The sequence below is a fragment of the Nostoc sp. PCC 9305 genome (genome assembly GCF_963920915.1).
Lineage (GTDB): Bacteria > Cyanobacteriota > Cyanobacteriia > Cyanobacteriales > Nostocaceae > Nostoc.
Genome location: NZ_CAWUDN010000058.1, coordinates 24,875 through 50,160, shown reverse-complemented (window position 1 = coordinate 50,160; position 25,286 = coordinate 24,875). Strand labels below are relative to the sequence as shown.

Here is a 25,286-nt window from a genome sequence, read left to right as displayed (position 1 = left end):
TAAAAATATTTATCTTTTAATCTAGTGTACCTCATAATAGACGCAAGTGCTGTAACCATGTTAGATACAACTCATTAAGAAGAAACTTAGGTGTTCCAAATCCAGTATTCTTCTTAGAAATTTCTGATTTATTAGATACTCATTGGTCTACAGTTAATCAAATAACAAAACGTTCTAATTTTTCAAAAAGTAAGCCTACTCATACTCCTCATCCACAACGTGAGCGTTCTATTTCACCTATTCTCGATTTCTACTTAATTCCTGTTGAAAGAGCTAAAAATAGGATAGCCGGGCGATATATATTACATACAGACATTTCTCGATTTTATCAATCTATTTACACTAATGGAAGATTCGATAGTAGCAATTTTAGCTTTAAATGCACGTAAGCAAGGACAGATTAAAGAAAGTTTAGATACAAGTACATGGGAACAATTTTTAAATGAAGATGAACTTTATGGCGAGCAATGGCTCCTTTGTTATGAAGCTAATCTACAAGGGCATTTATTTAAAGGAGTCGATTACGTATCAAAAGATCCTTGGTTTTCTCTGCTAAAGGATAATGGTGTTACTTTTTATGCAAGTAAGACTCCCTTAGTTATTCCGCCAAGCTCTACTAGTGGCCCCTCTGGTAAATTCTGAACTTTGGCAATTTAACTTGTTAACACTAGTATTTGGCGAGAAACTCTTTTGCGATCGCACCAGTCTCCTGCTGACCAAAACTATTGGTAAACTAAAGGCAACGCCAGTTCTGCTGAGTAATTTATTCTATGTTCGCTGAAACCTCCTCACGCTACGTTACCCGTAACCCTGAAATATTGAGTGGAGAGCCAATTATTATTGGTACTCGGACATCTGTTCGTGCAATTGTCGGTTTGTGGCGATTGGGGATTATGCCAGAAGAAATCTTGAACCATTTGCCACATCTGATGCTGGCACAAGTGTTTGATGCCTTGAGTTTTTATCTCGATCATCAAGCAGAGATTAATGAATACATTGAGCGAAACCGAGTACCCGATGAATTAGTACATCCGTCTGTAAAAGCTGTATTGGGGACATCGTGACGGTTTTTGCTGCACTTTACAGTGATGAGGATATGTCAGCTTTGGTTGCTAGACTGTTGCGATCGCGCGGTCTAGATATCACAACTGTTTCGGAACAAGCAACACTCGGAAAAACTGACCGCGAACAACTTGAATTTGCAACTTCTGTGAGTAGATGTATCCTGACACATAACCGTGTCGATTTTGAACGGTTGCATCTCCAGTATATAGAGGAGAATAAAGAACATTTTGGGATTATCGTTGTGCCTCAGAAAAACGCTTATGAAGTCGCACAACGGATTGGGATTCTGGTAAGCACACTAACGGCTGATGAAATTAGGAATCAGTTGTTGTATGGATAAATCCTTCCAAATTAAAAATATTAAGGTGGTCAGTAAATGACACTAACCACCATGCGTGAAACTTTATCTCACTATTCCTGAATGACCGGGGATATCTGCCAAAGGTTCAAATCTACCGCCTAAGTATTTGGCGAGAAATTCTTCTGCGATCGCAAAAAAGTGCAACCGATTTTCTGGTCTAGCAAAACCATGTCCTTCATCTGTGTAAAGTACATATTGCACTGGCAAACCAGCCTGTTGCATTGCGTTGACAATTTGATCGCTTTCTGATTGTTTCACTCGTGGATCGTTTGCACCTTGACCGATAAGTAAAGGTTTTTGAATCCGGTCAGCAAAGAATAAAGGCGATCGCGATTTCAGAAATTCCTCTTCTGTCTCCAAGTTACCGACACGATGAGAAAGCATTGCCTTCAATGGTTCCCAATAAGGCGGTATAGTTTCTATCAGAGTAATCAGGCTACTCGGCCCGACAATATCCACACCAGCCGCAAATACTTCTGGTGTAAAAGTTAATCCTACTAGAGTGGCGTAACCTCCATAAGAACCGCCCATAATCGCAATCTTTTGCGGATCGGAAATGCCTTGTTCCACCAGCCAGTTAACACTGTCAATCAAGTCATCGTGCATTTTACCAGCCCATTCCCGATTCCCAGCATTCAAAAATGCTTTACCGTAGCCAGTGGAACCGCGAAAGTTCACTTGCAGAACGGCATAACCCCGGTTAGCTAGCCATTGCGCTGTGGGAGAGAAACCCCAAACATCCCGCGCCCAAGGGCCGCCATGAACCAGCAGTACTGTTGGGAGATTCTGCGTAGGTATTCCTACAGGGGTTGTCAGGTAACTGTGAATAGTTAAACCATCCCGCGCTTCATAGGAAATCGGTTGCATTGAAGCTAACTGCAACGCTTCGAGTTTGGGTTGGTTGCTAAAAAGGAAAGTGCTAGTTTTGGACTCTCGGTTGTAGGCATAGTAATAAACTGGCCCATCGTCAGTTCTATAAGCTACTAGCCAGGTTTTATCTTCCAAGTCGCGGCTAATTATAGAGAATTCTCCAGGACGCACCTTAGCGATTTCCTCAAAATCTGCGGCGATACTTTCGTCAATTACCTGCCATTCCTGTTTATCTTTGTAGAAAGAAACTGCTTGGATAACTCGTGTTACAGGCTGAATGACTATCCCCATAACATCATACTGCTCATCTTGGGCGATCGCTGTTTCTTCACGGGTATCTAAGTCAACAGCTAGCAGACGTTGGGCGTTAGCATCATGACTGCCTTCAATATAAAGTGTTTTGCCATCAGCCGAGAAGCTAACAGAATTCCCTTGTTCTTCTAGTCCCCAGTGACGGAGAACATCCCACTCTTTATCCGTGGTTTCCCGTAATAACAAATCGTAACCACCATCAGGAGTACTAGCTATTGCTGCACGTACTTGGAAATCAGCATCAGCTGTCCAACTGATAATATTACCGGGGTTGTCAGTGTCAAAATCTACTGCACCATTTGTCAGGTTGATTCGGTAAACGTCGAACTTTTGCGGATTATTTAAGTTCAAAGCTACCAGCACTTGATCTGGAAATTTTGGTTCCAGTTCCACTAGTTCTGCTTTCACACCCTGGAATGGCGTTAAGTCACGCACAATCTTGGAGTGAATATTAACCAAGTGGAGATGAAAGTTCTCGTCACCATCCGAGTCTTGCATATAAATTAACTGGTCGGCGTTATAAGTCCAGAAGAAAATGCGGATACCGCGCTTTTTATCGACAGTTAGTATCTGGTCGTCTTCTTGTCCTATAGTTCGCAACCATACCTGCAAGACATTTTTCTCATCAGGGGCGATATATGCCAAGTACTTGCCATCAGGCGAGAGTTGTGGGCTGGTTTTTTCGGGATTCCCAAACAGGATTTCGCGCGGAATCAACGGTGGTAGCGAGGGCGCTTGAGCAGATGACATATTTTTATCCTCTACTTGACTACCCTATTGTCACTTGGTGGTGAAAATGACAATTCATCCTATTGGGTGAACCTCATTGGAGAATAGTAAATGAGTCTTTGATATTCGTGAATGAGTCTTTGATACTCGGCGACGAGTCTTTGATACTCGTGAACGAGTCTTTTATACTCATTGACGGCAATTGTCGCAATGTCCGCAACGCAGGTTAGCGGCTTCTTTGTCAAAACCAAAGGCATTTAACAAAAACTGCCAACGACACTGCTTAGTTGTTAGGTATTGCTGCATCTGTTTAGCAGCGTGTAATTGTGTTGGTGGCTGATTTCCCGCTTTTTGCCCAATGGTGTAATGGAAAGGATCGAGCCAGTTTAGCTGACCGTTGCTATGGAGTAAAGCTAGCGCCGTTGCACCTTCGGGAAATTGTCGAGTTACTGCACTCACTTCTCCCTGTTTTGGTAATTTTTTCACAAGTTGCTGCGCTATTTGTTGTTGCGATCGCATTTGTTCTTGAAAAAACTCCTGTCTTTGCTTATCCCCTGAATCTAACCACCCGGTAGGTTCACTCACCAACGTTAACGCTTCGGCGGGTTTCCCATCCCTTCCAGCGCGGCCAATTTCTTGCACATATTCAGATAGCAGATGTGGCGCGTGAAAATGTGCTACCCAGCGAACATCACTTTTATTTATCCCCATACCAAACGCACAGGTACACACAACAAAAGGGATTTTGCTACTTAACCAGCTTGCTTCTACTTCACGGCGTTCTGTTGCACCCAGTCCCGCATGATAGCTAGCTGTAGCGTAACCCATCTCTGCTAACCATTCAGCTAAATCTTCGCTATCTCTCCGAGTGCGAACATAAACTAATCCCGATTGTTGCGGTCTATTTTGAATAAACTTTAATAATTGTTGTTTCCTACCCCGTGGTGTCCAAGCGATGCGAACGCTGGGATGCAAGTTCGGACGGTAGGGATTCAAGCGGAAAATCTCTGGTTGCTGTAATTGTAAAACTGTTTGAATAATTTTTTGGGCTGAGGGGTCAGCAGTCGCAGTAAAAGCGGCGATGCTAATTTTTGTTCCTGGTGGTTTTGATTTGAGCAATGCCGGACGCACCGCCCCTAATCTGCGATAAGCTGGGCGAAAAGTATCACCCCACTGCACTAAACAATGAGCTTCATCTAAAATCAAGCCATTAATTTGCAATTGCGGGTGACATAATCTTTCCCACACTGGCGCACTGAGCAAAGTTTCGGGCGATAAATAAAGTAATCTTAGCTGTTGACGTTCTAAAGCTTGCAGAGTTGCACGGCGTTGAGATGAAGATAATTCACTATGCAAAAGTGCTGCTTTTTGGTGGCTTTCTCGTAGTTCCTGAACTTGGTTTTCCATCAACGCCACCAAAGGCGAAACTACCAAGGTTAATCCTGTTTGTAGCAGTGCGGGAAGTTGAAAACAAATTGACTTTCCGCCACCTGTGGGCATAATAATCAGCGCATCTTTTTGTGATAATAAACTGCTGACAATTTCTCCCTGTGGTGGACGAAAATCTTCATAACCCCAGATTTGTTGAAAAGCTGCTCGAACTTCTTGCCAAGATTTTGTTGTAGGCTGATTCATAATCAATGATAAATGCACCCATATCCTTGAATGCTGAATATAGCCTCTGTTATCCAGTTAATGGTTCAGTAATTTCATCATTTGACACTATAAACCACTGACCCCAAGAATGAATTATAATTTTTCAACCTATTAAATAAAAGATGTAGCGAGATGAATGAAGAATTAAAACATCGATTTTACATCAACACCGATAAATCTAAATTAGATATTCAAATGATTCATGATTTTTTACAAACTTCCTATTGGGCTGAAAACATCTCATTAGCTACTGTGCAAAAGTCAATACAAAATTCTTTATGTTTTGGACTTTATGAAGATAATCAACAAGTTGGCTTTGCAAGAGTCATCACTGATTATGCAACTTCTGCGTTGTTAAAAGATGTTTTTATTCTGGAGCCTTATCGAGGACAGGGTTTAGGAAAATGGTTTGTAGAATATATTTTGGAATATCCAGAATTGGAAGATGTTCAAAGATGGATGTTAGGCACAAAAGACGCTCATGGACTTTATCGACGTTATGGATTTAAAAATTTGACAGAGCCAGAGAAAATCATGATGCGTTTAAATCCCAATGCTAACCAAGCTTGAGCAAAGCGGGGGGAAATAAGTGCGTAGGCGTAGCCCGTCGTAGACATCGCTAATAATTATTAATCTACGAACAAAGATTCTAAATCTCGATAACCACTGGCAACACGATTAATACTAATTCTGTCTTCTATCGGATAATAAAATATAATGTAATCATCCACAATAAAACCGCGCAGATTTGGTACAAGCCTTCCATAACTTTTTCTCATATTGGGGAAACTCTCTACTAGTTTACATTTGGAGCGAATGTCATCAAAAAGCTTACTAGCTGCTTTTGGGCTACTCCGAGCAATATATTCACAAATTTCATCTAAATCTTGAATTGCTGCATCTGAAAATGAATAATTACTCATTCAGCAGACTCCTCAGCAATTAGACGAATTTTTTCTTGTAATTTGGCGAATACAACTTCGCCGTCAGTTACTTGCCCCTTAGCAATTTGTTCAGTTCCTACAGCAATTTTTTGCCGTAATTCTTCAAGTCGCTGCTCTCTTTCTTGTAATAGTTTAAAGGCTTCATTGATAACATCATCTGCATTAGTAAATCTACCACTTGCAAGCTGTGCCTGAATAAATTGCTCTAGTTCTGGTTTAATTTGGATGTACATATTTTCTAGCTCTATATAATAGATATTCTTATCTAGATTTTAACAGCATTGCTTTCTCGATTGGTAACTAACCATCCCACAAATGCCGTAAGCGTTTAGGCGTAATAGCCTTTCCTTACGACGACTACCGATGTGGTAAACCGCAATTGTATTTTGTAATTGCTACCCATAACCATCGATATTTACCTTCCTCGTACCAAGGTGTTTCGTCAAGGTGGTTGTTAGGCACAAAAGATGCTCATGGACTTTATCGCTGTTATGGGTTTAAAAATTTGACATAACCAGAGAAAATTATGATGCGTTTAAATCCCAATGCTAATCGAGTTTGAGTAAAGCGGGAGCAAGCCAGTGCGTAGGCGTAGCCCGTCGTAGACATCGCTAACCCACATTGACAGTTAGATTACAATCTTAGGTATAGTTTCTCTGACTGGAGTTGTTCATCGGGTGATTCAATCCGATTCAATGACAAAGCATACCAGACAAGTATTACTTAGTGCGCTCAAGGTAGTTGTCTTATGCCTGACACTGTTCCTACTATGCACAAGCAATAGTTGGGCGCAAATCACTACTGACAGCAAAATTGCTCCCCTGATTGAGAAGCTGATAGATAACGATGCCCACATCAGAAGCCTTGCAGCAGATGCATTAGTTAATATCGGTTCGGCAGCAGTGCCGTCTCTGATTGAAGCTTTGAAAAATCAGGATATTAATCTTCGCTGGCACGCCGCTTCGGTTTTAGGAGATTTGGGTGCAGAAGCAGCACCAGCAGTTTCAGCCTTAAGTGCGGCATTGCAAGATGAAGATGGACAAGTCCGCCTGTACGCCACCTTAGCTTTAGGAAATATTGGTACAGCAGCCAAAGCAGCAGTTCCATCGTTAATGGCAGCATTACAAGACAAGGAGCAATTCGTTCGCATTTATGTTCCTTCTGCACTCAGAAAAATTGGTGTAGAAGCGAAAGTAGCTGTCCCAGTATTAACTGCTGCCTTAAAAGATAAGAACCCCACTGTACGTTACAATTCTGCTTACGCTCTGGGTGCAATGGGTACAGAAGCAGTATCTTCTGTCCCGAATTTAATTGCCCTGTTGAATGATAGCCAGTTTTACGTGCGTTTAGGTGCTATCAAAGGTTTAGGAGGAATAGCGGCAGGCTTTCAGGACAAGGCAAATGCTTTACCTACCTCCAAGTTGCAGAAAGTCATCTCAGACTTTGAAGAAGTATTGGCAACTATACAAAAATACAAAGATAAATTCACAGAGACAGACATTAGGCTGATACGTCGCCCTCTCAATGCCCTGAAAGCAGAAAAAGAAACTCGCCTCTTTGATAGAGTTCTGGAATCGCTATTTGAGCATAAATTACTCTTGGGAATTGCCGCTTACCTTATCTTATTGCCTTCTATTTGGTTAATTCTCTTGCGGATAGCCCCTTTATGGTTGTTGAAAATTAACAACGCCCTCAAACCTTACACAGATTTTTCTCTCCCATTTATCAGCGTTAATGTACCTCTGCGATATGTGCTATTTGTTGGCTGGTTTCATTACCATCCCAGAGTATTAGATGCGTGGGTAGCTAAATATATCAAAGCAGCCCGCGAACAATTCCCTAAAAAGGATACAGTTAGCAGTCGCGCCTGTTACATCCCCATTCCCGTTGTTCTGGATGGTACAACAGTTCCCCAACTGATGAATGAGAATCTGCGCTCAACTTTCGAGAAACAACGTAGCTGTCTAGTAATCGGTGGGGAAGGGGGTGTAGGTAAAACCAGTTTAGCGTGTCGAATCGCTGGATGGGCAATGGCTGAGGATGAAGACCAACAACTCTGCAAACATTTGATGTTACCTGTGCTTTTAGAAGAAGAATTTCGGGTAACTGAAGGTAAGTCGCCGCTTTTAGAAGCCATTAGAGGACAGTTGCAAGCTTTAATTGATGAACCAGAGCCGATTTGTCAAGAATTACTATTACGTTTGTTAAGAAAGAAACGCATTCTAGTGATTGTAGACCGTTTCTCAGAAATGAATGCCACTACACGAGAAGCAATTGAGCCGGAGTCGCCAGAGTTTCCGGTGAATGCGTTGGTGATTACTTCTCGAATTGAGGAAAAACTGGGGCGGGTTAATAAGACGATAATTAAACCCTTGCGGATTGAGGCGAATAAACTATCGTCCTTTATGGAAGCTTATCTCATGCAGCGAGGTAAACGCGATCGCTTTACTGACCAGGAATTTTTTGACGCTTGTAACCGTCTTTCTCTCATGGTGGGTCAAAATAATATCACTGTCTTGCTGGCTAAACTTTATGCTGAACAGTTAATCGCCAGTAAAGATGTTACATCTAATATTTCTGCGTTGCCAGAGAATATTCCCAATTTGATGCTGGGTTATATCAATGAACTCAATCGTGATGTTACAGACAATCAATTTGATGACCGCACTGTTCATCAAATTGCCAAAACCATCGCCTGGGAATGCTTGCAGCAAAGTTATCAACCAGGAACCGCCAAGCGTGCAGATGCCATTGCTGCATTAGCAAATTTGGGTATTGATGACCCCGAAGCACACCTCAATTATCTGGAAAAGCGCCTCCACCTGATTCAAACTATCGGTTCTGCCAAAGACAGAATCCGTTTCTGTCTTGACCCTTTAGCTGAGTATCTTGCAGGTTGGTATTTAATCGAATTGTATGGCAATAACGATGGGAAATGGCGATCGCATTTTTTCAAAAAGGCAGACGATTTAGTTAAAACAGGCGCACCAGATGCCATCAAAGGCTTGTTGTTAGCAGTGCGAGATTGCTACTTATCTGAGGTTCAAGGTAGCAAAGAAACGGATTTTGTACCCCAAAAGTCGGGTAAACTGGCTGGGTTTACACCTTCAGTCAACACAGCAGCTAATACTGTGCAAACACGAATACCATAAACGGTATTTTCCAACTTATTTAAATTTCTCCGCATTCCCTTCTATTGCAGACTTTCGATGATTATAATCACTCGATCGACGCTCACTGCTGTTTGCTAAGAGCGCCGATGAGCGTGCTATTCGATAGACTATAACTAAATGAAAATTAGTGATTGTTCTGATTTTGAGAATGGAAAGGACAACCACCTGCCGTTAATTTCTGAAGAAAGACATTATTATCAAAATAATGTTCTAAAGACTCAATCTTCAAATCATCAGTGACGCGAGCAATACTAACTCCGACGATTTCGATTGTTTCACCTGTGGGTGCATAGTCTTTATAGGAACCATTAAATGTTCCCCAATGTCGCCACTTAAAGGTAACATTAGGCGGCCCCGAAAGAATTTCTGTTAATTCCCAAAGAAAGCCATTAGGAAAGGCTGTATGAAAAACTTGAAATGAAGATTCAAAGGTTTCTGTTTCAGAACTGTATTGCTCAGTTTCACCCAAAAACAGGTTATAAGTCCCTTCGGTTGCAACATCCTGAGCAGTGAATTGTTGTCCCCCATTGGTACTCATTTTGAACTTATCAGTAACAATCGAAAGCCACTGTTGAGGATTAGATTTATTAGAAGCTTCCATCTCAAAATTTCGGACTAAGTTTTGAGCGATCGCTTCTAAAGAACCTTCTGGATGCTGAAATTTACTCTCTTGATGAAGAAATTCATTGGTATATGAATAATCCGGGCGTTTTCCTTCTCGCCACTGTACTTCTTCATCATGAGCAATGACTATATCTCTATCTTGTACCCAGAGTGGCAATTCTGTTGTCTTTTCGCTACTCATACAAGCTGACTGATTATAAACATCGTTTCTCAGAATAAAGTTTTATCCATACAAGTCAATCGAAAAATTTAAAAAAGTAAACAATATTCATAATCCACCCAATAAACTTGACCTGTTGTACAAATCCGAATATGAGCAAACACGGATGCTTCTTGAGCTAGAAACTTATCCTGTCAGATTTAGGTTTGTTCACCCGCTAGTTACACAGAATTAAATTCTGAATTCTGGCTCCTGACCCCTGAATTCTGTTTTGTTAAATCAAATCCAATTGCATTACATTCCCTTCAGAGAAACCGAGGCTGGAGTAAACTGGTTTACCCAATGGCGAGGCGTTAAGAACCACCCGCGTGCAAGCGATCGCTTTTAAATATTCAATTGCTCTATTAGTTAAGGATTTGGCAATTCCTTGTCTGCGGTAAGATTGTTCGACATAAACGCCCCAAATATATCCAAACTTACGATATTCATCTTTTAAAACATTCGGGTATAAACCTGCAAACAGTTGACAGCTTACAGAACCCACAACTGTCTTATCAATCTCTGCAATAAAAGCCTTATAAAACAAATCTCGACGCGCTTCTTCTATAAATTTGAGGGTAATATTCTCCCACTCCAGAATAATATTACTCTCATCAACACCAATATCTAGCCACATTTGGTAAAAGTGTTTTGCAATCAGTAAGTCTTCTTTGATTGTGCCTTCTCTAATAATGAGATGTTTTTCTGTCAGCATAATTTCTAACAAATTTTTGGAACTCACAAATAACTCCTCCCCAAAGTTGGAGAGGAGTTTGTTAGCATCAGCTAAAAACTGGCAGTTTCACAGATTCCGATCTCAGACTTTCTGTGCAGTTACTTCCTCTGGCTTTTCTTGAGTTTGCAAAGATGCATACAACCTATTCAACGCATTTACATAAGCTTGCGCGGATGCCACGATGATATCTGTGTTCGCTGCATGACCAGAAAATACTTTAGATTCATAACGTAAACGTATCGTCACTTCGCCAAGGGCATCAATACCGCCTGTTACTGACTGCACAGAAAACTCAATCAACTGGTTGGGTACATTCACTACACGGTTGATGGCTTTGTAAACTGCATCCACTGGCCCAGTACCGATCGCAGCATCGGTTAATTCTTCACCTTCTGGGGTACGCAGGGTAACTGTAGCAGTAGGACGGGCGTTGCTACCGCAGGAAACTTGCACCAACTCTACCCGGAATAAATCGGGTGCTTGTTGGATTTCATCGTTAACGATCGCTTCCAAATCCCAATCAGAAATATCTTTCTTTTTATCTGCGACTTCTTTGAATCTGACGAAGGCTTTATTTAACTCGGTATCCGACAGTTCAAAGCCCAATTCTTTCAACCGAGTCCGGAAAGCATTTCTGCCTGAATGTTTGCCCAAAACTATTTGATTGTCTGTTAAGCCAATCAATTGGGCATCCATAATTTCGTAAGTTAACTTATTCTTTAATACACCATCTTGGTGAATTCCAGACTCATGGGCAAAAGCATTCGCCCCTACAATCGCTTTATTTGGTTGTACCAACATTCCCGTCAAATTAGAAACTAAGCGTGAGGTTTTGTAAATTTGTCGGGTGTCGATATTTGTCAGGGATTCTTGAGAATCTTCTGGTCTGCCGAGATAAGGGTTAAAATATTGCCGCCGCACGTGCAGCGCCATTACTAATTCTTCTAGTGAGGCATTGCCGGCGCGTTCACCAATACCATTGATGGTACATTCTAGTTGCCGTGCGCCATTTTTTACGGCTTCTAAGAAGTTAGCAACTGCCAAGCCTAAATCATTATGACCGTGAACGGAAATAATCGCTTGGTCGATGTTGGGGACATTTTCGATAATGCCCTTAATCATGGCTCCAAATTCGCTAGGAGTTGTGTAACCTACAGTATCGGGAATATTAACTGTTGTTGCACCAGCTGCGATCGTTCGCTCTAATACTTGGTACAGAAATTCTGGATCGGTACGAGCCGCATCCATCGGCGAAAATTCTATATCTGTCATGAAGGACTTGGCATAAGCTACCATTTCTTCAGCGATCGCTAGCACTTCTGCTCGTGACTTTCGCAATTGATACTCTAAATGAATATCAGAAGTCGAAATGAATGTGTGAATTCTGGCATTAACTGCTGGTTTTAATGCTTCGGCTGCCGCTTCAATATCTGCTTTAATCGCTCTTGCCAAACTACAAATTACCGGGCCATTTTCTGTCCCGACAATTTGAGCAATTTTCTTGACTGCTTCAAAATCTCCGGGACTAGCAAAGGCAAAGCCTGCTTCAATTACATCTACACCTAGACGCGCTAATTGCTTGGCAATAACTAGCTTTTCGTCTATATTCAAAGTCGCTCCCGGACACTGCTCTCCATCTCGCAATGTTGTATCAAAAATGATGATTCGATCTGTTTTGTTTGTCATTTGCCGTTTGGTGTTTAGTGTTTACTTGTGGCTTAATATATCTTCAACCCTAGTTTTTCTTTTACTCTTATTTTTGTAAATAATTGTTAAAGCTACTAACCTTCAGTTTTTTCTATTTGATCTCTGATATCATTTAAATCTATATATCTATCAGTAGCATTGCGTAGTTCTCTAGCAATCATTCCTTCCGTTGATACTACCGTAATATGTGTATTTTTTGAGCGTAATAGTTCGATTGCTCTTTCAAAATCTCCATCACCACTGAATAATACTACTCGGTCATACTGGTCTACTGTATTAAACATATCTACAACAATTTCAATATCTAAATTCGCTTTTTGCGAGTAACGACCAGACGTATCATCATAATATTCTTTAAGAATCTTAGTTCGTACTGTATATCCTAAACTAATTAGAGCATCTCTGAAACCTCGCTGGTCTTGTGGATCTTTTAAGCCAGTGTACCAGAAGGCATTAATTAATGTTGTTTCTGATTGCTCATGTTTGAAGTATTCTAAGACTCGCCGCGGGTCAAAAAACCAGCCATTTTTTTGTTGAGCATAGAACATATTGTTTCCATCTACAAATATAGACAGACGATTCATTGGAGAACCCATAAAAATTTACACCTAATAATATATATGAATTTAGATGGAACAATAGATTATAGCAATTTTCAAATGCCTTGTTTGCTAATATCTATAACGTAGTTCTTTATCTATAGCTTTTATCCTACCTCTTTCAAGACATAAAAACGCCTGTAATATTGAAGTTGAGATCCTGGGTGTTAACCTGATTCACCTCCAGCACTGCAAGAGCTACTCGGCGATCAAAATCTACCCATAAAATTGACCCAGTAACAGCATTCATCGCTGCATAACACTAAAGTTTACTCCTAAAGAGGTATAACATAGGCTTAAGGTAAGATATAAATTAATGCCTATCTTTCGGTAAAGCTGTCAGTATCAGAACACGCTTTCTGGAGATTACCAACATTGCACCAGAGACAGAAGACAGCCTTGGGACTGCTTCTGGTATAGCACCCAGTTAGTAACGTAGTTGTTGGTTAGGTAAGGGTAAAATCTTGCCACAACCAAATTCACAGGTAGAGTATATCTGGCTCCGATCTATGAGACAATCACTACTTGTAACTCATTCAACAGAAAAAGAATAAATTAAGTAGTGGTTGAGTAAGAATTTATTGGGGGCTGGCTCTGCCAATAAAAGTTTGTTGATGAATAGAAGATACTTTACAAATGTATAAGATTATCATTTAAGTCTTATTTCAATGTGCTTACACTAAAACGCGGTCTGAATAAATAAAAGTGTTGGACTAAAATCAATCAGTAACACGATATGGCAGAAGAACCTACGTCTACCTTAACTAAAAACTATGTCTCTACTGCCAATAGACTGTCAAGTAAACCAACAAAAGTGACTTCAACAGCATCTGCTCGCCACTCCCGGTGGATGGTTCGCTTAGGTCATCTACTGGCAGGTACTTGGGCAATTGGGGGCGCACTATTGAGCGCTTCTGGTGGGGAATTGGTTCAATTGATGGAAAATCAGGTGCTTTCTGGTTTTTTTCAACTGCGCGGGCCGATGGTGCCTCCAGAAGACATTGTAATTTTAGCAATAGACGATCAGTCAATATCGGTTCCCGAACAGTACTATAAAACTGATCCGAAACAGTATGCCTACTTAGAAACACTGAAATCTTATCCTTTTAAACGGGCTGCATACTCGCAGGTAATTGCAAAATTAATCGAGGCAGGTGCCCGTGCTGTAGCGTTAGATGTAGTTTTTGATACAGCAAGCAGCTATGGAGTTGCAGACGATCGCCAATTTCAGACAGTATTACAAAAATATGGCAATAAAGTTACCTTAGCAGCCGTCTACGAAAATTCCCAGACGCATCAAGGCTCTTTTACGCAACTAACAGACCCACAACAAATGTTTCGTACAGGGTCAGTATCCATTGGCTCAGTTAATTTTCCTTTAGAAGTAGATGGAAAAGTTCATCGATTAGCGAGTGAGTTTCCCAAGTTCTTAGGTGAAGATAATTTATTTACTAAAAAGCGACTCTCTTTTGATGAAGCAGCACTGAAGGCAGCACAAGTAAATTATCCCCGACCAAAGGGCGATCGCATTTATTTTTGGGGGCCTGCGGGTACATTTGAGCAAAAACCTTTTTGGCACGTACTCGACCCGGAAAACTGGAACACCTATTTGCAGCAGGGAAAGGTGTTCAAAGACAAGATCGTGCTGATTGGTGCAACAGATAAGTTACACAATGATTATTATCCAGTTGCTGGTAGTAATAGCACTGAACCGATGTCGGGCGTGGAAATTCACGCCAATGCGATCGCAACTTTGATGACAGGAAAAGCGATCGCACCAGGAATTAAGAGTCCACCATTGCAGGGTTTGTTTGTGCTAATGCTAGTGGGCAGTACAGCCTTGATGATTAGCAGACGCAAGCGTAGCATCCATAGATTTTTCTATAGCCTCGGCCTGTCTGGCGCTTGGGGAGTAATTAGCTATGGGTTATTTATCTATGGTCAGTTAATTTTCCCTACTAGTATACCAATGATCGCGATCGCCATGACCGGAATTTGCTATTTGGCAACCTCAGTCATCAGAGAAAGCATCAGAAAACGCCAATTGGTAGACATTTTTCAGAAGTATAAAACTTCCCCTGTTGTCCAAGAGATTATCAGCCAACAAGATGACTTCCAACACCTAATTCAGCAACGAGATTTAGCCTTATCTGGGAAAGTTTTGGCGAGACGCTACAAAATTGTCAAAGTGCTCGGTTCTGGTGGATTTAGTGAAACCTACATTGCCGAAGATACCCAACGTCCTGGTAATCCGCGATGCGTTGTCAAACAATTAAAACCAGCCAACACTAAACCAGAAGGATTGCAACTTGCCAGACGTTTATTTCACTCAGAAGCACAAACATTAGAAAAATTGGGAAGACACGCTCAAATTCCTCAACTTTTGGCTTATTTTGAAGAAGATGAAGAATTTTATTTAGTCCAAGAACAGATAATTGGTCATCCTTTAAATGAAGAACTTCCAGCAGGTAGAGCAATTGAAGAAATTGCCGCGATCAAAATTGTCAGAGACTTATTGCAAACATTAACATTTGTCCATGAAAATCACGTGATTCATCGGGATATTAAACCCAGTAATATCATCCGGCGACACTCAGACGGAAAACTAGTGTTGATCGACTTTGGAGCCGTCAAGGAAGTCGGCATCAAGCAACTCGATCGTCAAGAGTCAACCCCTTTCACCATTGGTATTGGTACTCAGGGTTACGCACCAAGCGAACAATGTTTTGGGCGTCCACACTATAGTAGTGATATCTATGCAGTTGGCATGGTTGGGATTAAAGCCTTGACTGGTGTAGCACCCCGTGAGCTAGATAGAAATGCTGATGGGGAAATCAAATGGAGCGATCGCACTCAGGTAAGTCACTCCTTAGCTAAGATTCTCAGTAAAATGGTACTGGATGACTTCAAAGAGCGATATCAGTCTGCATCAGAAGCTCTTAAGGATCTTGAAGCTCTGAAAGCTATTAAAGCTCTTGACGATTTGGTAAATTCCCAACACAGAGACTATATTCCACAAGATGACTTATTAATGAATACTTTAGATGAATTAGGCGCTCCCACAAAATCTTACTCAGAACCATCCTCAGAAAATCCTTGAGAAGGAATGTAGGGACAATATTTAGATATCAAAGGAACAGCGATCGCGCAATTCTTACTAAGCTATATTACATTGTGTTGACAAACAACGTATCTTGTCTATTTGTAAGAGGTGAAGTTTGCGATCGCACTTAGCCAGCAGCGATATAAGTGATGCATTGTTTGCGTATAATTACAGAGAATTAAGAAAAATTTGCATATCCTGTGCATCTTGTGTCATCCCTAATTGCTTAAAACCATTAATAGCCTTAGTTGACCATTCCTGAGCCTTCTCTACGCTTCCCCACTTTTTCTCCCAACGGGCAAAAGAACGTTGATAGCGAGCTAAACGCCGCTTGTTGTGAGTCATTTCAGCAACAGTGAATCCTTGAATTAATAGCTTTTGAGCTTCTTCGCGATCGCCTTGTTCAATGGCAATATCAGCAAGCCAATTGCTAGCAGAATTGATCACCCGATGCCAACTAATGTTTTCTGCACTTCTCATCACCTCTTGAAATAGCTGCTTTGCTAAAAGATATTCACCTTCTAAATAAAAGATTTCAGCCTGATGGTAAAGAACGGGAATAAAATAGCGGATATGCTGTCGCTCTTCAAGATTTGCCTCGATCACCAATTTTTCTTCTATCGTCAGCCAGTGGCGTGCATCTTGATAATCCTTTTGTCTAATTTTTAGCCTAGCCATACTTTCGGCTAAGTCAGCCTGAACGCACAAATCCGCATGGTCACGCAAAATCCATGTCCGCTGCAAAATTTCGTCTGCTTCTTTCAGACTTACAGAAGAACACTCTCGAATTAGTAACCAGCTTTTGCGGACGATAATTTTTACAAAAGAAGACCATTCCCCACGGCGTTCTGATTGTTCAATGAGCCATTGCAGCCAATCTAGGCGATCGTCCCAGTAGGCGTAGACATTTGCATAATGGATCAAGAGCATCCATAAATCTCTAACTGCTTCGTAGCGGTCTTGGTCTTTACACCAATAAAGTACTGTGCGCAGATTTGCTTCTTCTGGCTCTAACTTATTGTAGTGTATCCACTTTTCCCAATCTTCACCGGCATAACTGTGGGCAAAATCCAAATACCATTTAACCCACCTATTACGTGCTTCCTTCTCAAAATCTGGGTAAGCAGCTAATTCTGCTAAAGCGTACTCACGAGTCAGAGAAAGCATTTCAAACCGCTTAGTCTCTGGGTTTAGATTCACCAAGGAAAGTTGCTGCAAACGTGCCAAGCCATTATTTACAGCATCAGGAGCGGTTGTTAGTCCAGCAACCTCAGCCACAGCAGCAAGTATGGGAGAGTCAGGAAAAATCGCCAGTGACATCAGTAACTTGTGGGGCGACTGTCCCTTGATTCCTTGCACTGATTGCTCGAAGCAAAAACAAGCTACATCATCTGTAGCCGAGGTTAATCGATCCAATACTGAGTTTAAAGAGTAGCCACTAGATACTTGACCGATCGCATACACAATCGCGAGAGGGATTCCACCAGTGTTTTTGTAGAGGAGCTTTGATTCCTCATCGTTGAGGGCTATACCTTTTTCTTCAGCTTGTTGTCGAATCAGCTGCAAACCATCATCTAAGGGCAAGTTTCGTAGACGAATCGGTAGCAAGGCAATTTGCTCACGGGTAGTAATTACCACTTTGACGCAAATGGGCAGATTATATAAAAACTCAATAACCTCATCTCTGTCTTCTATAGTCTCCATATTATCCACAATCAACAGTGTTCTTTGTCTTGAGAGACTTTGGCGTACACGGTCAAATTGGTCATGGGCAGGAGATTGAATAATTGTAGGATCGTCTAAAGCATTGGCAATTTCCCGAAAGATATCGCGCAGGTTACGCTGTCCCTGTTGCCGCCGCAATATACTATTGTTGGGAATAAGTTCTTGTTGTTTGGCTGAAGTGAAAATAATCGCCTCAAATTTTGGTGCATCAGAAAAGTTTTCATTACTGGCTTTTAAACACAGGTAAGCAGCTGCTAACACCAACGCCGTTTTACCCACACCACCAATACCATGCACCGTGATGATATGAGCGCCATGATCCGGGGAAAGGCGTTTTAGTAGCTTATTCATATCCGGTTCCCGGCCAATAAATTGCGTGTAAGTTGGTGCTGGTAAATTGTGGGGAATAGAGCGGCTTTTGATCGTGGATACCACAGAATTTTTGCGATACCCATGTTTTTCTAAAACGTGGACAAGATTGCTGGACTTGACAGTGTTATTTGGTTCTCCTGTCAAAATTTCAATGTCCCGATAGATATTGCTTAATCCTGCTCTGACAACAGAATTTTCCTTGTGTAAATCTTGACCAATCTTTTTCAAGCTACACCCACAGAGTAACCCAAGTAACAGGTCTTTTCTGGTACTTTGTCTATAACGTTTTTGAAGCATAGACTCTAAGTCAGTCAGTAGTCGGTTTATCTCCCAGCCCTGCAAAATCTTGCTATTCCAACTTTTAGGTAAATTCCAAGGTTCTGACTGACCTGACATAAATATCACCTAATAAATTTGTCATCAATGTGGCATTAATAACAACATTTTAACGAACAGGAGTTTGATAAATCACTAACATTTTTTTAACAATGTTAATTCCTGCCTGAAATTTAATCAGTAAGCTAATTTATAAGTCTATTTTTTTCTCTAGTTGTTAGAGGCTAGAGGCTCTCGACATACTACCTTCTAAGCTCTAAAAGTAGACCCGGTTATTTTTTTCAGAAATTACTCAATAAAACTATGACAAAGAAAGCATCTAGTTTCCTAAATCTATTGCTTGGGCTAAAACAATCCCGGCGTTATTTCCCAGAAGAAAGACAAGTCTGTGTATTCAATAAGCGTCCCATATTATACCGAGACTTTTCGCCAAACTCTGCACAAGAATCAATTAATGAACTACAAGAACGACTGCAAGCTCAGGGTTTTCTCTCAACTATTAGTGGTAAATTTGACTTAGAAACAGAAGAGGCTGTACTAAAATTTCAGAAAGCCAATAATCTTCAGGTGGATGGAGTAGTCGGGCCACTAAGTTGGGCTTGCCTTTTCTACCCAAGGCTTTACCGCAATCAGAAAAGTATGTCGCCAAAATTACAGGATGCTATTAAGGAACTGCAAACTATCCTTAATGAAGAAGGATTTTTCAAAAAAGAACCTGATGGATATTTTAGTCGGGAAACTGAAAGAGGTGTTAAACGCTTTCAAAGAACTTATGGACTGAAAGATGATGGCGTAGTTGGGGCTGCAACTTGGGCTGTATTAATGGGAATGCGACAAAAAATAGATAACAAAAGCTTTCTCCAGTTAGTTTATTTTCTATCGCCCCAATCCTGGTTTTTTTGTGAGCAGCTTTTAATGATCTCTTTCATTCTACTGGGTATTTATTGTAGCCCCATACCAGTAGCAGATGAACTGAAATGGAATATAGCCTTAGCAACTGCCTATGGACTCACCTGTATAGTGCCTTTTCTCTTGGAGTGTTTACCGCTGAAGCCCTCGAAGCACTCAAGTTTACCGCTTTTAGAATATGCTCCTTATGTGTTAACTGGTATCTTTTGGAAACCAATTATCGGTTTTTTGGGGACATTGTTTAATTAACATTCAGTGAGTGAATAGATGATGAGCGATCGCTGTGCTTTTAAAAAATAGCGATCGCCTATCTGACCGATGCGATCGCACTTTTTGAGAAGTACGACACCAATATTGAGTGCAGAATAACATAGTTAATAAATTGGTGAGGAATGGAACAGTTGTTCGACTCAATTATCAACCTTCTTCCTCCCAATCCTCAATCTGTAACCCATTCACGCGATTGAATTCACTCCTATTATGGGTAACTAAGATTAAATTATGTGCCTGAGCAATTGATGCAATTTGTAAATCGTAAGGCCCAATAGGCGTACCTAAAGTTGCCAATTCAGCACGAATTCGACCAAAAATTGTGGCGGCTACATCATCGAAACTCAAAGAGACAAAATTATTGAGAAAAGCTAACTGTAAAGCTAAGGTGCGTTGAGGATTCTTGCTTCTTATCGCACCATAAAACAGTTCAGCCTTAACAATTGAACAAATAGCAATATCCTGTGGTGATAAAGACTCTAACCGTCGTCGCACTCCAGATATTGGACGATTTAGATAAACAATGCAAGCATTGGTATCTAATAAATACATCACTCTAATGACTCCCGCACTTCATAGTCACCTTGGGGATATCTCACCAGAGGATCATCTTGCAGACAACCAGCCGTCTGTTCAAAAAAACCAGGAGGCCACCCCAATTCTTCAGGTGTTTTTACCTGCACTGGTGCTTCAATGTTACCCTTTGCTGCAAACACCTTCAGAGCATCAACAATTACTTCCTCTGGCGAAGCATACTTACCACTTTCAATCTGAGTTTGGATGAATTGCTCTATCTCTGGATTTAAGAACACATTCATAGATTTATTTCCAAGGGTGCTTTTCCATAACTATTTTAGTCTGAGGTGAGATCGTAACTGAAAATCAGGCTGTTATTTATATGCTTTGGCTCAAAAGTGCGATCGCACATCGAAGACACCCTACTCTTACCTATCGCTGAAATAGAAAAACGACCATTCAAAAATTAAATCGCCTTCTTGTTTGCGTGAGCTAAAAATCAAACAAAGGCGGGTGCGGGGATTGAACCCGCTAATCCCCACAATGGTGGAGACGTAACCGATAATCCTAAATTCATCGGCCCCGAAAGGCAAGTTGCGAACAAGGATAACCCGCCATGAAGCATGAAGGATAAAGTGTTTCATCCTTTATCCTTCAGCAATATCTACACTTCACCCGTAGCCAGCATCTGGATAATCCGAGGCGTACCTGGGTCGAACCCTGCCAAATCCCAAGATAGCGAATCTTCAGGATCTACCAAAGTAATTTGGTAAGGTGTCAAGGTGACATACACCGCCTTGACGTTGGGATTTACCTTTTTGCGGTACTCCTTCAGCGCTTGACTTGGATGCTTATACCCAGCCCAGCTTTCCGAGTCAGTCCAAAAGCAGACTACATCAGCTTTGAACTTATTCTTAATCATCCAGTCATAAGCTACTGATGCATCCGTTCCACCGAAGTTTTGGTTGCTAGCTTTGCGAACCGCAGAACTAAAACTATCTTTGGCAGTGATACCTAATTCCCGGAATTCGGTAGCAAAACCACGAATCATGTAGTTTTTCTCTGCTTTTGCTGTCACCAATGCCATTGTGGTGGCAATTTCACAGCAAGTCAGTCCCATATCTGCAACCATGCTACCCATAGAACCAGAAACATCTACGGCGTGCATGAACGCTTTACCTGTGGGTTGCACAACATCAAAAGACAGTTCAACCGCCTTTTCTAAAATGTCCGCAATCCGAGGAACTGGGTTCCAAGTTTTCTTACTGCGTCCTAATGTCCCACCAGATTGATATGTTTTGAGTGCTTTCAAAACATCAATCGGATGGATGCGACCTTTACGCAGATGTTCCTTGTTGTTGAGAACTGCTTCCACTCGCAGTAAGTTGGCACTTTCATCGGCTCGCAACACACCGAGTTCAGTTAAAGAACCCAAGTTACGTAACATTGCACCTATTGGCATTTCCTGAAATAGCAACTGCCAAGCAAGCTTATCCATTTTGCCCACAGGTGCAGCCATTTCGTGGGTTAAGCGTCCTTGGGAAATAGCTTCATGGGTTTGGGCTGGATTCCGCTTCAGCCACTCATACCACCAAATCTGCGCCAACGCTTCTGAGGGGATATCTGCTGGCAATTCTTCCCAGCCTCTAACTACCCACTCAAATAGTTGACGGTGATTTTCTGTAGGCGGTTTGACATGAAACAACCGCAACGCATCCCGGTGGGAAAAGCCTTGACGCTGTTGATATTTCAACAGTTGATAAGCTAAACCCTTAACATCTTCCCTTGAGAGCCAACTTTTACCAGCTTCCCGCACTACTTTGCCAAATCCCCGCAGAGATTTGGTGTAGTTGAGCCATTCATAGAAGTGGCTACCAGTACGGACAACTTGCGGGAATATTTCACCAAACGCCTGTTTTGCTTCCGGTGCTTCACCCATTGATAGCAATACCAAAGCCAAGATAGGCGCACTGTTATTGATGGCGCGTCCATCGCTTGCATACAGAATTTCTTCTGCTACACGGCTGGGATTCTCAGCAACAGCTTGTCTGACAACTGTCACAAAATCTTCAGTTAATTCCTGTTTACCAGCGTAGTAAGTGCTTTTTGCTGTGCCAACTAAAAGACAACGGCGCAGCATTTTCCAAATACCAGCATCAAACATCCAACCGCCGGAACGTCCCTGAAGCATTTCTGCTTCTCGTCCGGGGATAGGTTGATTTTGGGGTGTAGTTGTTTTCTTTTTAGTGAAAAAATTGTAATTCATCACTTCATCTCCCGGCCCTTGCGGGCAAAAATGAAAGGTGGCAGAGCAGGAATCGAACCTGCGACATCCGGCTTAAGAGGCGATAACCCTAATTCGTCGGCCTTTTCAGGCAAGGTGTGAACAAGGATGTTTTTCGGCGCTCTACCAACTGAGCTATCTGCCACATGAAAATTTTAGATTTTAGATTTTGGATTTTAAATTTAATCCAAAATTAATTGGTGTGGTGGAGCGGGAATCGAACCCGCGACCTCCCGCTTGGCAGGCGATAACCCTCAATTCTTCGGCCTTTTCAGGCAAGGGTTGAATAAGGATGTTTAGGCGCTCTAACCACTGAGCTACCCACCACATGAAAATTAAAAATTCAGCACTCTATTTGCTGTAGCGAAGTAGGATTCTTACCTACACCTCCAGAAGTTTGATCGAGGGTGTTTTTGTTATATACGATAACCCTCGATACGTCGGCCCTTTCGAGCAAGGTGGGCGCTCTGCCATTTGAGCTATTCGCTACTGGTGAAAGCTAACTCCCTCATGAAAGTTGACTTGTATTATTAATGTAGTATATGTATTATTTGTTGTCAAGGAAATTTAGAATTATTGCTTTGGAAAGAAAAGTCTGAGGAGTACAAGCAAGACATTGCTCAGAATTTCGGGAGCAGATTATCCGAGATGTATGGCGCTTATTTTCTCTGGTAAAAACTTTTGCGCGTAGTTTACCGCCGTAGGCATCGCAGACCAATCTTATCTGAGCCGAAGGGTGATAAGCCTATAACACTTACTGAATAAAGATTTTGCTGGCAAATTTGCCGCAACTTTGCCAAAAGATACAAAAAAGTGACACAATTTTTGCCAAGATAGATAATATTATTTACTAAAATTCACTTGGCAAAAATCGGCATGAGTGAGAAACCCATAGAAGGTAACGGTAAGGCTTTTCTCGTTCTACTTTTGCCCATCTCGTTTTTGATTATTTTCCTAGTTGCCACTTGGAGAATTTTACTGGCGGTAATTGTGCTGGTAATTGCCTTCAAGCTTTGGCAGGAATATCAATGGCAACAGTGGACTGTGCGAGTTAACCCAATTTTTCATCAATTGGTTCGCGAAAATCAGGGCAGACTGACGCCAATGGACTTGGCAATCAGGGGCAATTTTCCTGGAACAACGGCAAAACGCTACTTGGATAGTAAAGCCTCGGAATTTGGTGCCAGTATAGTCAACTCTGAAGATGCAGGGCAGTCTTATTACTTTATAACTGCCAGCATTCTCGGCAATATTCTTGATAGTAGTGAGCCTGTTAAAGAACTTCCGGCTCAACCAGTTACTAAAACAGCGCGATCGCTATTAGCACCACCACCAATCCCACAGGAGGAGGAACCAGAAACCGAATCACTACCACAGACAACTCATGAAGAAGCTAAACGATCGCTGGAAAAACAGTTAATTTTTGGCTCTCTAATTCAATCTGAACTCGCCAAACGGCTAAATGTCTATTCCAGCACGGTTTATAAACGGCGAAACGATCCAGAGTTTCCTGAGTGGAGTCGCAGCAAAGACCCTGATAATATTGCCTGGTCATACTCGGAAAAAACTAAAGAGTTTTTCCCAGTGGAGGAAGAAGGGTAAAACAATTCGTAATTCGTAATTCGTAATTCGTAATTAGAATTTTGGAATTTTTGTTTGTAAACCCACAGCTTCGTTGATGGAATTTAATCCGCTTTGTTCTAGCTTGGAAAGTAAACCAGCTAGAATTCGGCGTACCATCATTGGCCCTTCGTAAATCCAGCCTGTATAAACCTGAATCAAGCTAGCACCAGCAGTAATTTTCTCCCAAGCATCTTCTGAGGAAAAAATACCACCAACCCCAATTATTGGGATTTGTCCTTGAGTTTGCTGCCAAATAAAACGAATTACCTCAGTGGAGCGATCGCGCAATGGTTCACCACTAATTCCGCCAGCTTCTTCCTGGGGTGATTTGCCTGTTTGGTCAATCACTTGGGTTTTCAGTCCATCACGGCTGATGGTGGTATTAGTGGCGATAATTCCTGCCAGTTGGTAGGTTTTAGCAAGAGTTATAATGTCAGCGATCGCTTCCCATTCTAAATCTGGGGCTATCTTGACAAAAATTGGTTTTTGTGTAGTATTTTCTTGTTGTAATAAATCTAAGATGGCACTGAGCATAGAAGCATCTTGGAGCGATCGTAACCCTGGTGTATTGGGAGAAGAGACATTAACAACAAAATAGTCTCCCAAATCCTTGAGTAAACGAAAACTATCGAGATAATCCTGTGCGGCTGCTTCTAGGGGAGTTATCTTAGATTTACCCAAATTTATCCCTATGGGTATCGATCGGGTTAACTCATACTTTCCTTGTGACAAACGTGCTGCCATTACTGCTGCACCACTGTTATTAAAGCCCATCCGATTGAGAGCAGCTTTATCCGACGGGAGGCGAAACAAACGAGGACGCGGATTTCCGGGCTGTGCGTGAAAAGTTACAGTTCCTAGTTCTGCAAAGCCAAAACCCAAGTTAGACCAAATGCCCGCAGCGACTCCATCCTTGTCGAAGCCAGCCGCTAACCCTACAGGATTTGAAAAGTTTAGCCCAAACAAATTTTGTTCTAAACGTGAATCATACAGGCATAAAGACTTCTGTAAGCGTTGGTTTACCCAACTAGAAGGCGTTTGCGATAGCCAATTAAAACTGCGAATCGTCTGCTGATGTAACCACTCCGGGTCTGTTTTTACCACATTGAACAAAAGCGGACTAATTGCAAATTTATAAATATCCATTAGCTTTTATAAAGAATAACTCAGAAA

Annotated in this window: 23 protein-coding genes, 2 tRNA genes and 2 pseudogenes; 8 read left to right on the top strand and 19 right to left on the bottom strand. The window is 41.5% G+C overall.

Features of this window, described 5'->3' with window-relative positions; all coding sequences use genetic code 11:
- Nucleotides 1-345: 345 nt before the first annotated feature.
- The 3 genes from ACM0OX_RS21235 (at nucleotide 346) to ACM0OX_RS21225 (ending at nucleotide 1,405) form a co-directional block, all read left to right on the top strand.
- On the top strand, nucleotides 346-642 hold the full coding sequence (locus ACM0OX_RS21235; protein ID WP_414516966.1) for a hypothetical protein: 297 nt from the start codon (nucleotides 346-348) through the stop codon (nucleotides 640-642).
- A 128-nt stretch (nucleotides 643-770) separates the two neighbouring features.
- Nucleotides 771-1,064, top strand: coding sequence for a DUF433 domain-containing protein (locus ACM0OX_RS21230; RefSeq protein WP_414516965.1), 294 nt, complete (start codon nucleotides 771-773; stop codon nucleotides 1,062-1,064).
- Nucleotides 1,061-1,405, top strand: coding sequence for a DUF5615 family PIN-like protein (locus ACM0OX_RS21225; RefSeq protein ID WP_414516964.1), 345 nt, complete (start codon nucleotides 1,061-1,063; stop codon nucleotides 1,403-1,405). The genes ACM0OX_RS21230 and ACM0OX_RS21225 overlap by 4 nt, the downstream gene beginning before the upstream one ends.
- A gap of 63 nt (nucleotides 1,406-1,468) precedes the next feature.
- Here ACM0OX_RS21225 and ACM0OX_RS21220 read toward each other — a convergent pair whose 3' ends face one another.
- A complete protein-coding gene (locus tag ACM0OX_RS21220) occupies nucleotides 1,469-3,358 on the bottom strand; it encodes an alpha/beta fold hydrolase (protein ID WP_414516963.1) in 1,890 nt (629 codons plus the stop codon).
- 168 nt (nucleotides 3,359-3,526) lie between these two features.
- Nucleotides 3,527-4,972 carry a RecQ family ATP-dependent DNA helicase gene (locus ACM0OX_RS21215; RefSeq protein ID WP_414516962.1) on the bottom strand — a complete coding sequence of 482 codons (1,446 nt, stop codon included), beginning with the start codon at nucleotides 4,970-4,972 and terminating at the stop codon, nucleotides 3,527-3,529.
- 153 nt (nucleotides 4,973-5,125) lie between these two features.
- Between ACM0OX_RS21215 and ACM0OX_RS21210 the strand changes: the two genes are divergently transcribed.
- The gene (locus ACM0OX_RS21210; protein ID WP_414516961.1) at nucleotides 5,126-5,563 is read left to right on the top strand and encodes a GNAT family N-acetyltransferase; all 438 of its coding nucleotides are present in this window, start codon (nucleotides 5,126-5,128) and stop codon (nucleotides 5,561-5,563) included.
- Between the two features lie 59 nt (nucleotides 5,564-5,622).
- Here ACM0OX_RS21210 and ACM0OX_RS21205 read toward each other — a convergent pair whose 3' ends face one another.
- The 3 genes and pseudogenes from ACM0OX_RS21205 to ACM0OX_RS21195 all read right to left on the bottom strand — a co-directional run.
- Nucleotides 5,623-5,916, bottom strand: coding sequence for a type II toxin-antitoxin system RelE/ParE family toxin (locus ACM0OX_RS21205; RefSeq protein ID WP_414516960.1), 294 nt, complete (start codon nucleotides 5,914-5,916; stop codon nucleotides 5,623-5,625).
- A gap of 2 nt (nucleotides 5,917-5,918) precedes the next feature.
- Nucleotides 5,919-6,002, bottom strand: a pseudogene (locus ACM0OX_RS21200) (type II toxin-antitoxin system ParD family antitoxin); the annotation flags it as partial.
- Between the two features lie 12 nt (nucleotides 6,003-6,014).
- A pseudogene (locus ACM0OX_RS21195) lies at nucleotides 6,015-6,170 on the bottom strand (type II toxin-antitoxin system ParD family antitoxin); the annotation flags it as partial.
- A gap of 462 nt (nucleotides 6,171-6,632) precedes the next feature.
- Between ACM0OX_RS21195 and ACM0OX_RS21190 the strand changes: the two are divergent.
- Nucleotides 6,633-9,089 carry a HEAT repeat domain-containing protein gene (locus ACM0OX_RS21190; protein ID WP_414516959.1) on the top strand — a complete coding sequence of 819 codons (2,457 nt, stop codon included), beginning with the start codon at nucleotides 6,633-6,635 and terminating at the stop codon, nucleotides 9,087-9,089.
- 145 nt (nucleotides 9,090-9,234) lie between these two features.
- Here ACM0OX_RS21190 and ACM0OX_RS21185 read toward each other — a convergent pair whose 3' ends face one another.
- From ACM0OX_RS21185 to ACM0OX_RS21165, 5 genes are all read right to left on the bottom strand, one after another.
- Nucleotides 9,235-9,915: an ester cyclase gene (locus tag ACM0OX_RS21185; RefSeq protein ID WP_414516958.1), complete on the bottom strand. Its 681-nt coding sequence runs from the start codon at nucleotides 9,913-9,915 to the stop codon at nucleotides 9,235-9,237.
- Between the two features lie 253 nt (nucleotides 9,916-10,168).
- Entirely contained in the window at nucleotides 10,169-10,675 is a 507-nt protein-coding gene (locus tag ACM0OX_RS21180) for a GNAT family N-acetyltransferase (RefSeq protein WP_414516957.1), read from the bottom strand.
- Nucleotides 10,676-10,750: 75 nt separating this feature from the next.
- Nucleotides 10,751-12,355 (bottom strand): 2-isopropylmalate synthase, encoded by a 1,605-nt coding sequence (locus ACM0OX_RS21175; protein WP_414516956.1) that lies wholly within the window; start codon nucleotides 12,353-12,355, stop codon nucleotides 10,751-10,753.
- Nucleotides 12,356-12,450: 95 nt separating this feature from the next.
- Nucleotides 12,451-12,972 carry an NYN domain-containing protein gene (locus ACM0OX_RS21170; RefSeq protein WP_041565194.1) on the bottom strand — a complete coding sequence of 174 codons (522 nt, stop codon included), beginning with the start codon at nucleotides 12,970-12,972 and terminating at the stop codon, nucleotides 12,451-12,453.
- Nucleotides 12,973-13,096: 124 nt separating this feature from the next.
- The gene (locus ACM0OX_RS21165; RefSeq protein ID WP_414516955.1) at nucleotides 13,097-13,225 is read right to left on the bottom strand and encodes a hypothetical protein; all 129 of its coding nucleotides are present in this window, start codon (nucleotides 13,223-13,225) and stop codon (nucleotides 13,097-13,099) included.
- A gap of 486 nt (nucleotides 13,226-13,711) precedes the next feature.
- Between ACM0OX_RS21165 and ACM0OX_RS21160 the strand changes: the two genes are divergently transcribed.
- Nucleotides 13,712-16,075, top strand: coding sequence for a CHASE2 domain-containing protein (locus ACM0OX_RS21160; RefSeq protein ID WP_414516954.1), 2,364 nt, complete (start codon nucleotides 13,712-13,714; stop codon nucleotides 16,073-16,075).
- A gap of 171 nt (nucleotides 16,076-16,246) precedes the next feature.
- On the opposite strand, the gene ACM0OX_RS21155 is transcribed toward ACM0OX_RS21160, so the two are convergent.
- Complete coding sequence (locus ACM0OX_RS21155; RefSeq protein ID WP_414516952.1) at nucleotides 16,247-18,571, bottom strand: NB-ARC domain-containing protein; 2,325 nt, start codon at nucleotides 18,569-18,571, stop codon at nucleotides 16,247-16,249.
- Between the two features lie 243 nt (nucleotides 18,572-18,814).
- Here ACM0OX_RS21155 and ACM0OX_RS21150 point away from each other — a divergent pair, with 243 nt between their 5' ends.
- Nucleotides 18,815-19,669 carry a peptidoglycan-binding domain-containing protein gene (locus ACM0OX_RS21150; RefSeq protein WP_414516950.1) on the top strand — a complete coding sequence of 285 codons (855 nt, stop codon included), beginning with the start codon at nucleotides 18,815-18,817 and terminating at the stop codon, nucleotides 19,667-19,669.
- 3 nt (nucleotides 19,670-19,672) lie between these two features.
- On the opposite strand, the gene ACM0OX_RS21145 is transcribed toward ACM0OX_RS21150, so the two are convergent.
- The 7 genes from ACM0OX_RS21145 to ACM0OX_RS21115 form a co-directional block, all read right to left on the bottom strand.
- Complete coding sequence (locus tag ACM0OX_RS21145) at nucleotides 19,673-19,834, bottom strand: hypothetical protein (RefSeq protein WP_414516948.1); 162 nt, start codon at nucleotides 19,832-19,834, stop codon at nucleotides 19,673-19,675.
- 3 nt (nucleotides 19,835-19,837) lie between these two features.
- A complete protein-coding gene (gene vapC, locus ACM0OX_RS21140) occupies nucleotides 19,838-20,245 on the bottom strand; it encodes a type II toxin-antitoxin system tRNA(fMet)-specific endonuclease VapC (protein ID WP_414516947.1) in 408 nt (135 codons plus the stop codon).
- Nucleotides 20,242-20,508 (bottom strand): ribbon-helix-helix domain-containing protein, encoded by a 267-nt coding sequence (locus ACM0OX_RS21135; protein ID WP_414516946.1) that lies wholly within the window; start codon nucleotides 20,506-20,508, stop codon nucleotides 20,242-20,244. The genes vapC and ACM0OX_RS21135 overlap by 4 nt, the downstream gene beginning before the upstream one ends.
- 126 nt (nucleotides 20,509-20,634) lie before the next feature.
- Nucleotides 20,635-20,850, bottom strand: coding sequence for a hypothetical protein (locus ACM0OX_RS21130; RefSeq protein WP_414516945.1), 216 nt, complete (start codon nucleotides 20,848-20,850; stop codon nucleotides 20,635-20,637).
- A gap of 20 nt (nucleotides 20,851-20,870) precedes the next feature.
- Nucleotides 20,871-22,472, bottom strand: a complete 1,602-nt coding sequence (locus ACM0OX_RS21125; protein ID WP_414516944.1) for a TROVE domain-containing protein — start codon at nucleotides 22,470-22,472, stop codon at nucleotides 20,871-20,873.
- A gap of 37 nt (nucleotides 22,473-22,509) precedes the next feature.
- Nucleotides 22,510-22,635, bottom strand: a tRNA-OTHER gene (locus ACM0OX_RS21120).
- A 53-nt stretch (nucleotides 22,636-22,688) separates the two neighbouring features.
- Nucleotides 22,689-22,818 (bottom strand) — tRNA-OTHER (locus ACM0OX_RS21115).
- A gap of 548 nt (nucleotides 22,819-23,366) precedes the next feature.
- On the opposite strand from ACM0OX_RS21115, the gene ACM0OX_RS21110 reads away from it, so the two are divergent.
- Nucleotides 23,367-24,092: a hypothetical protein gene (locus tag ACM0OX_RS21110; RefSeq protein ID WP_414516943.1), complete on the top strand. Its 726-nt coding sequence runs from the start codon at nucleotides 23,367-23,369 to the stop codon at nucleotides 24,090-24,092.
- Between the two features lie 33 nt (nucleotides 24,093-24,125).
- On the opposite strand, the gene ACM0OX_RS21105 is transcribed toward ACM0OX_RS21110, so the two are convergent.
- The gene (locus ACM0OX_RS21105; RefSeq protein WP_414516942.1) at nucleotides 24,126-25,259 is read right to left on the bottom strand and encodes a quinone-dependent dihydroorotate dehydrogenase; all 1,134 of its coding nucleotides are present in this window, start codon (nucleotides 25,257-25,259) and stop codon (nucleotides 24,126-24,128) included.
- Between the last annotated feature and the right edge of the window lie 27 nt (nucleotides 25,260-25,286).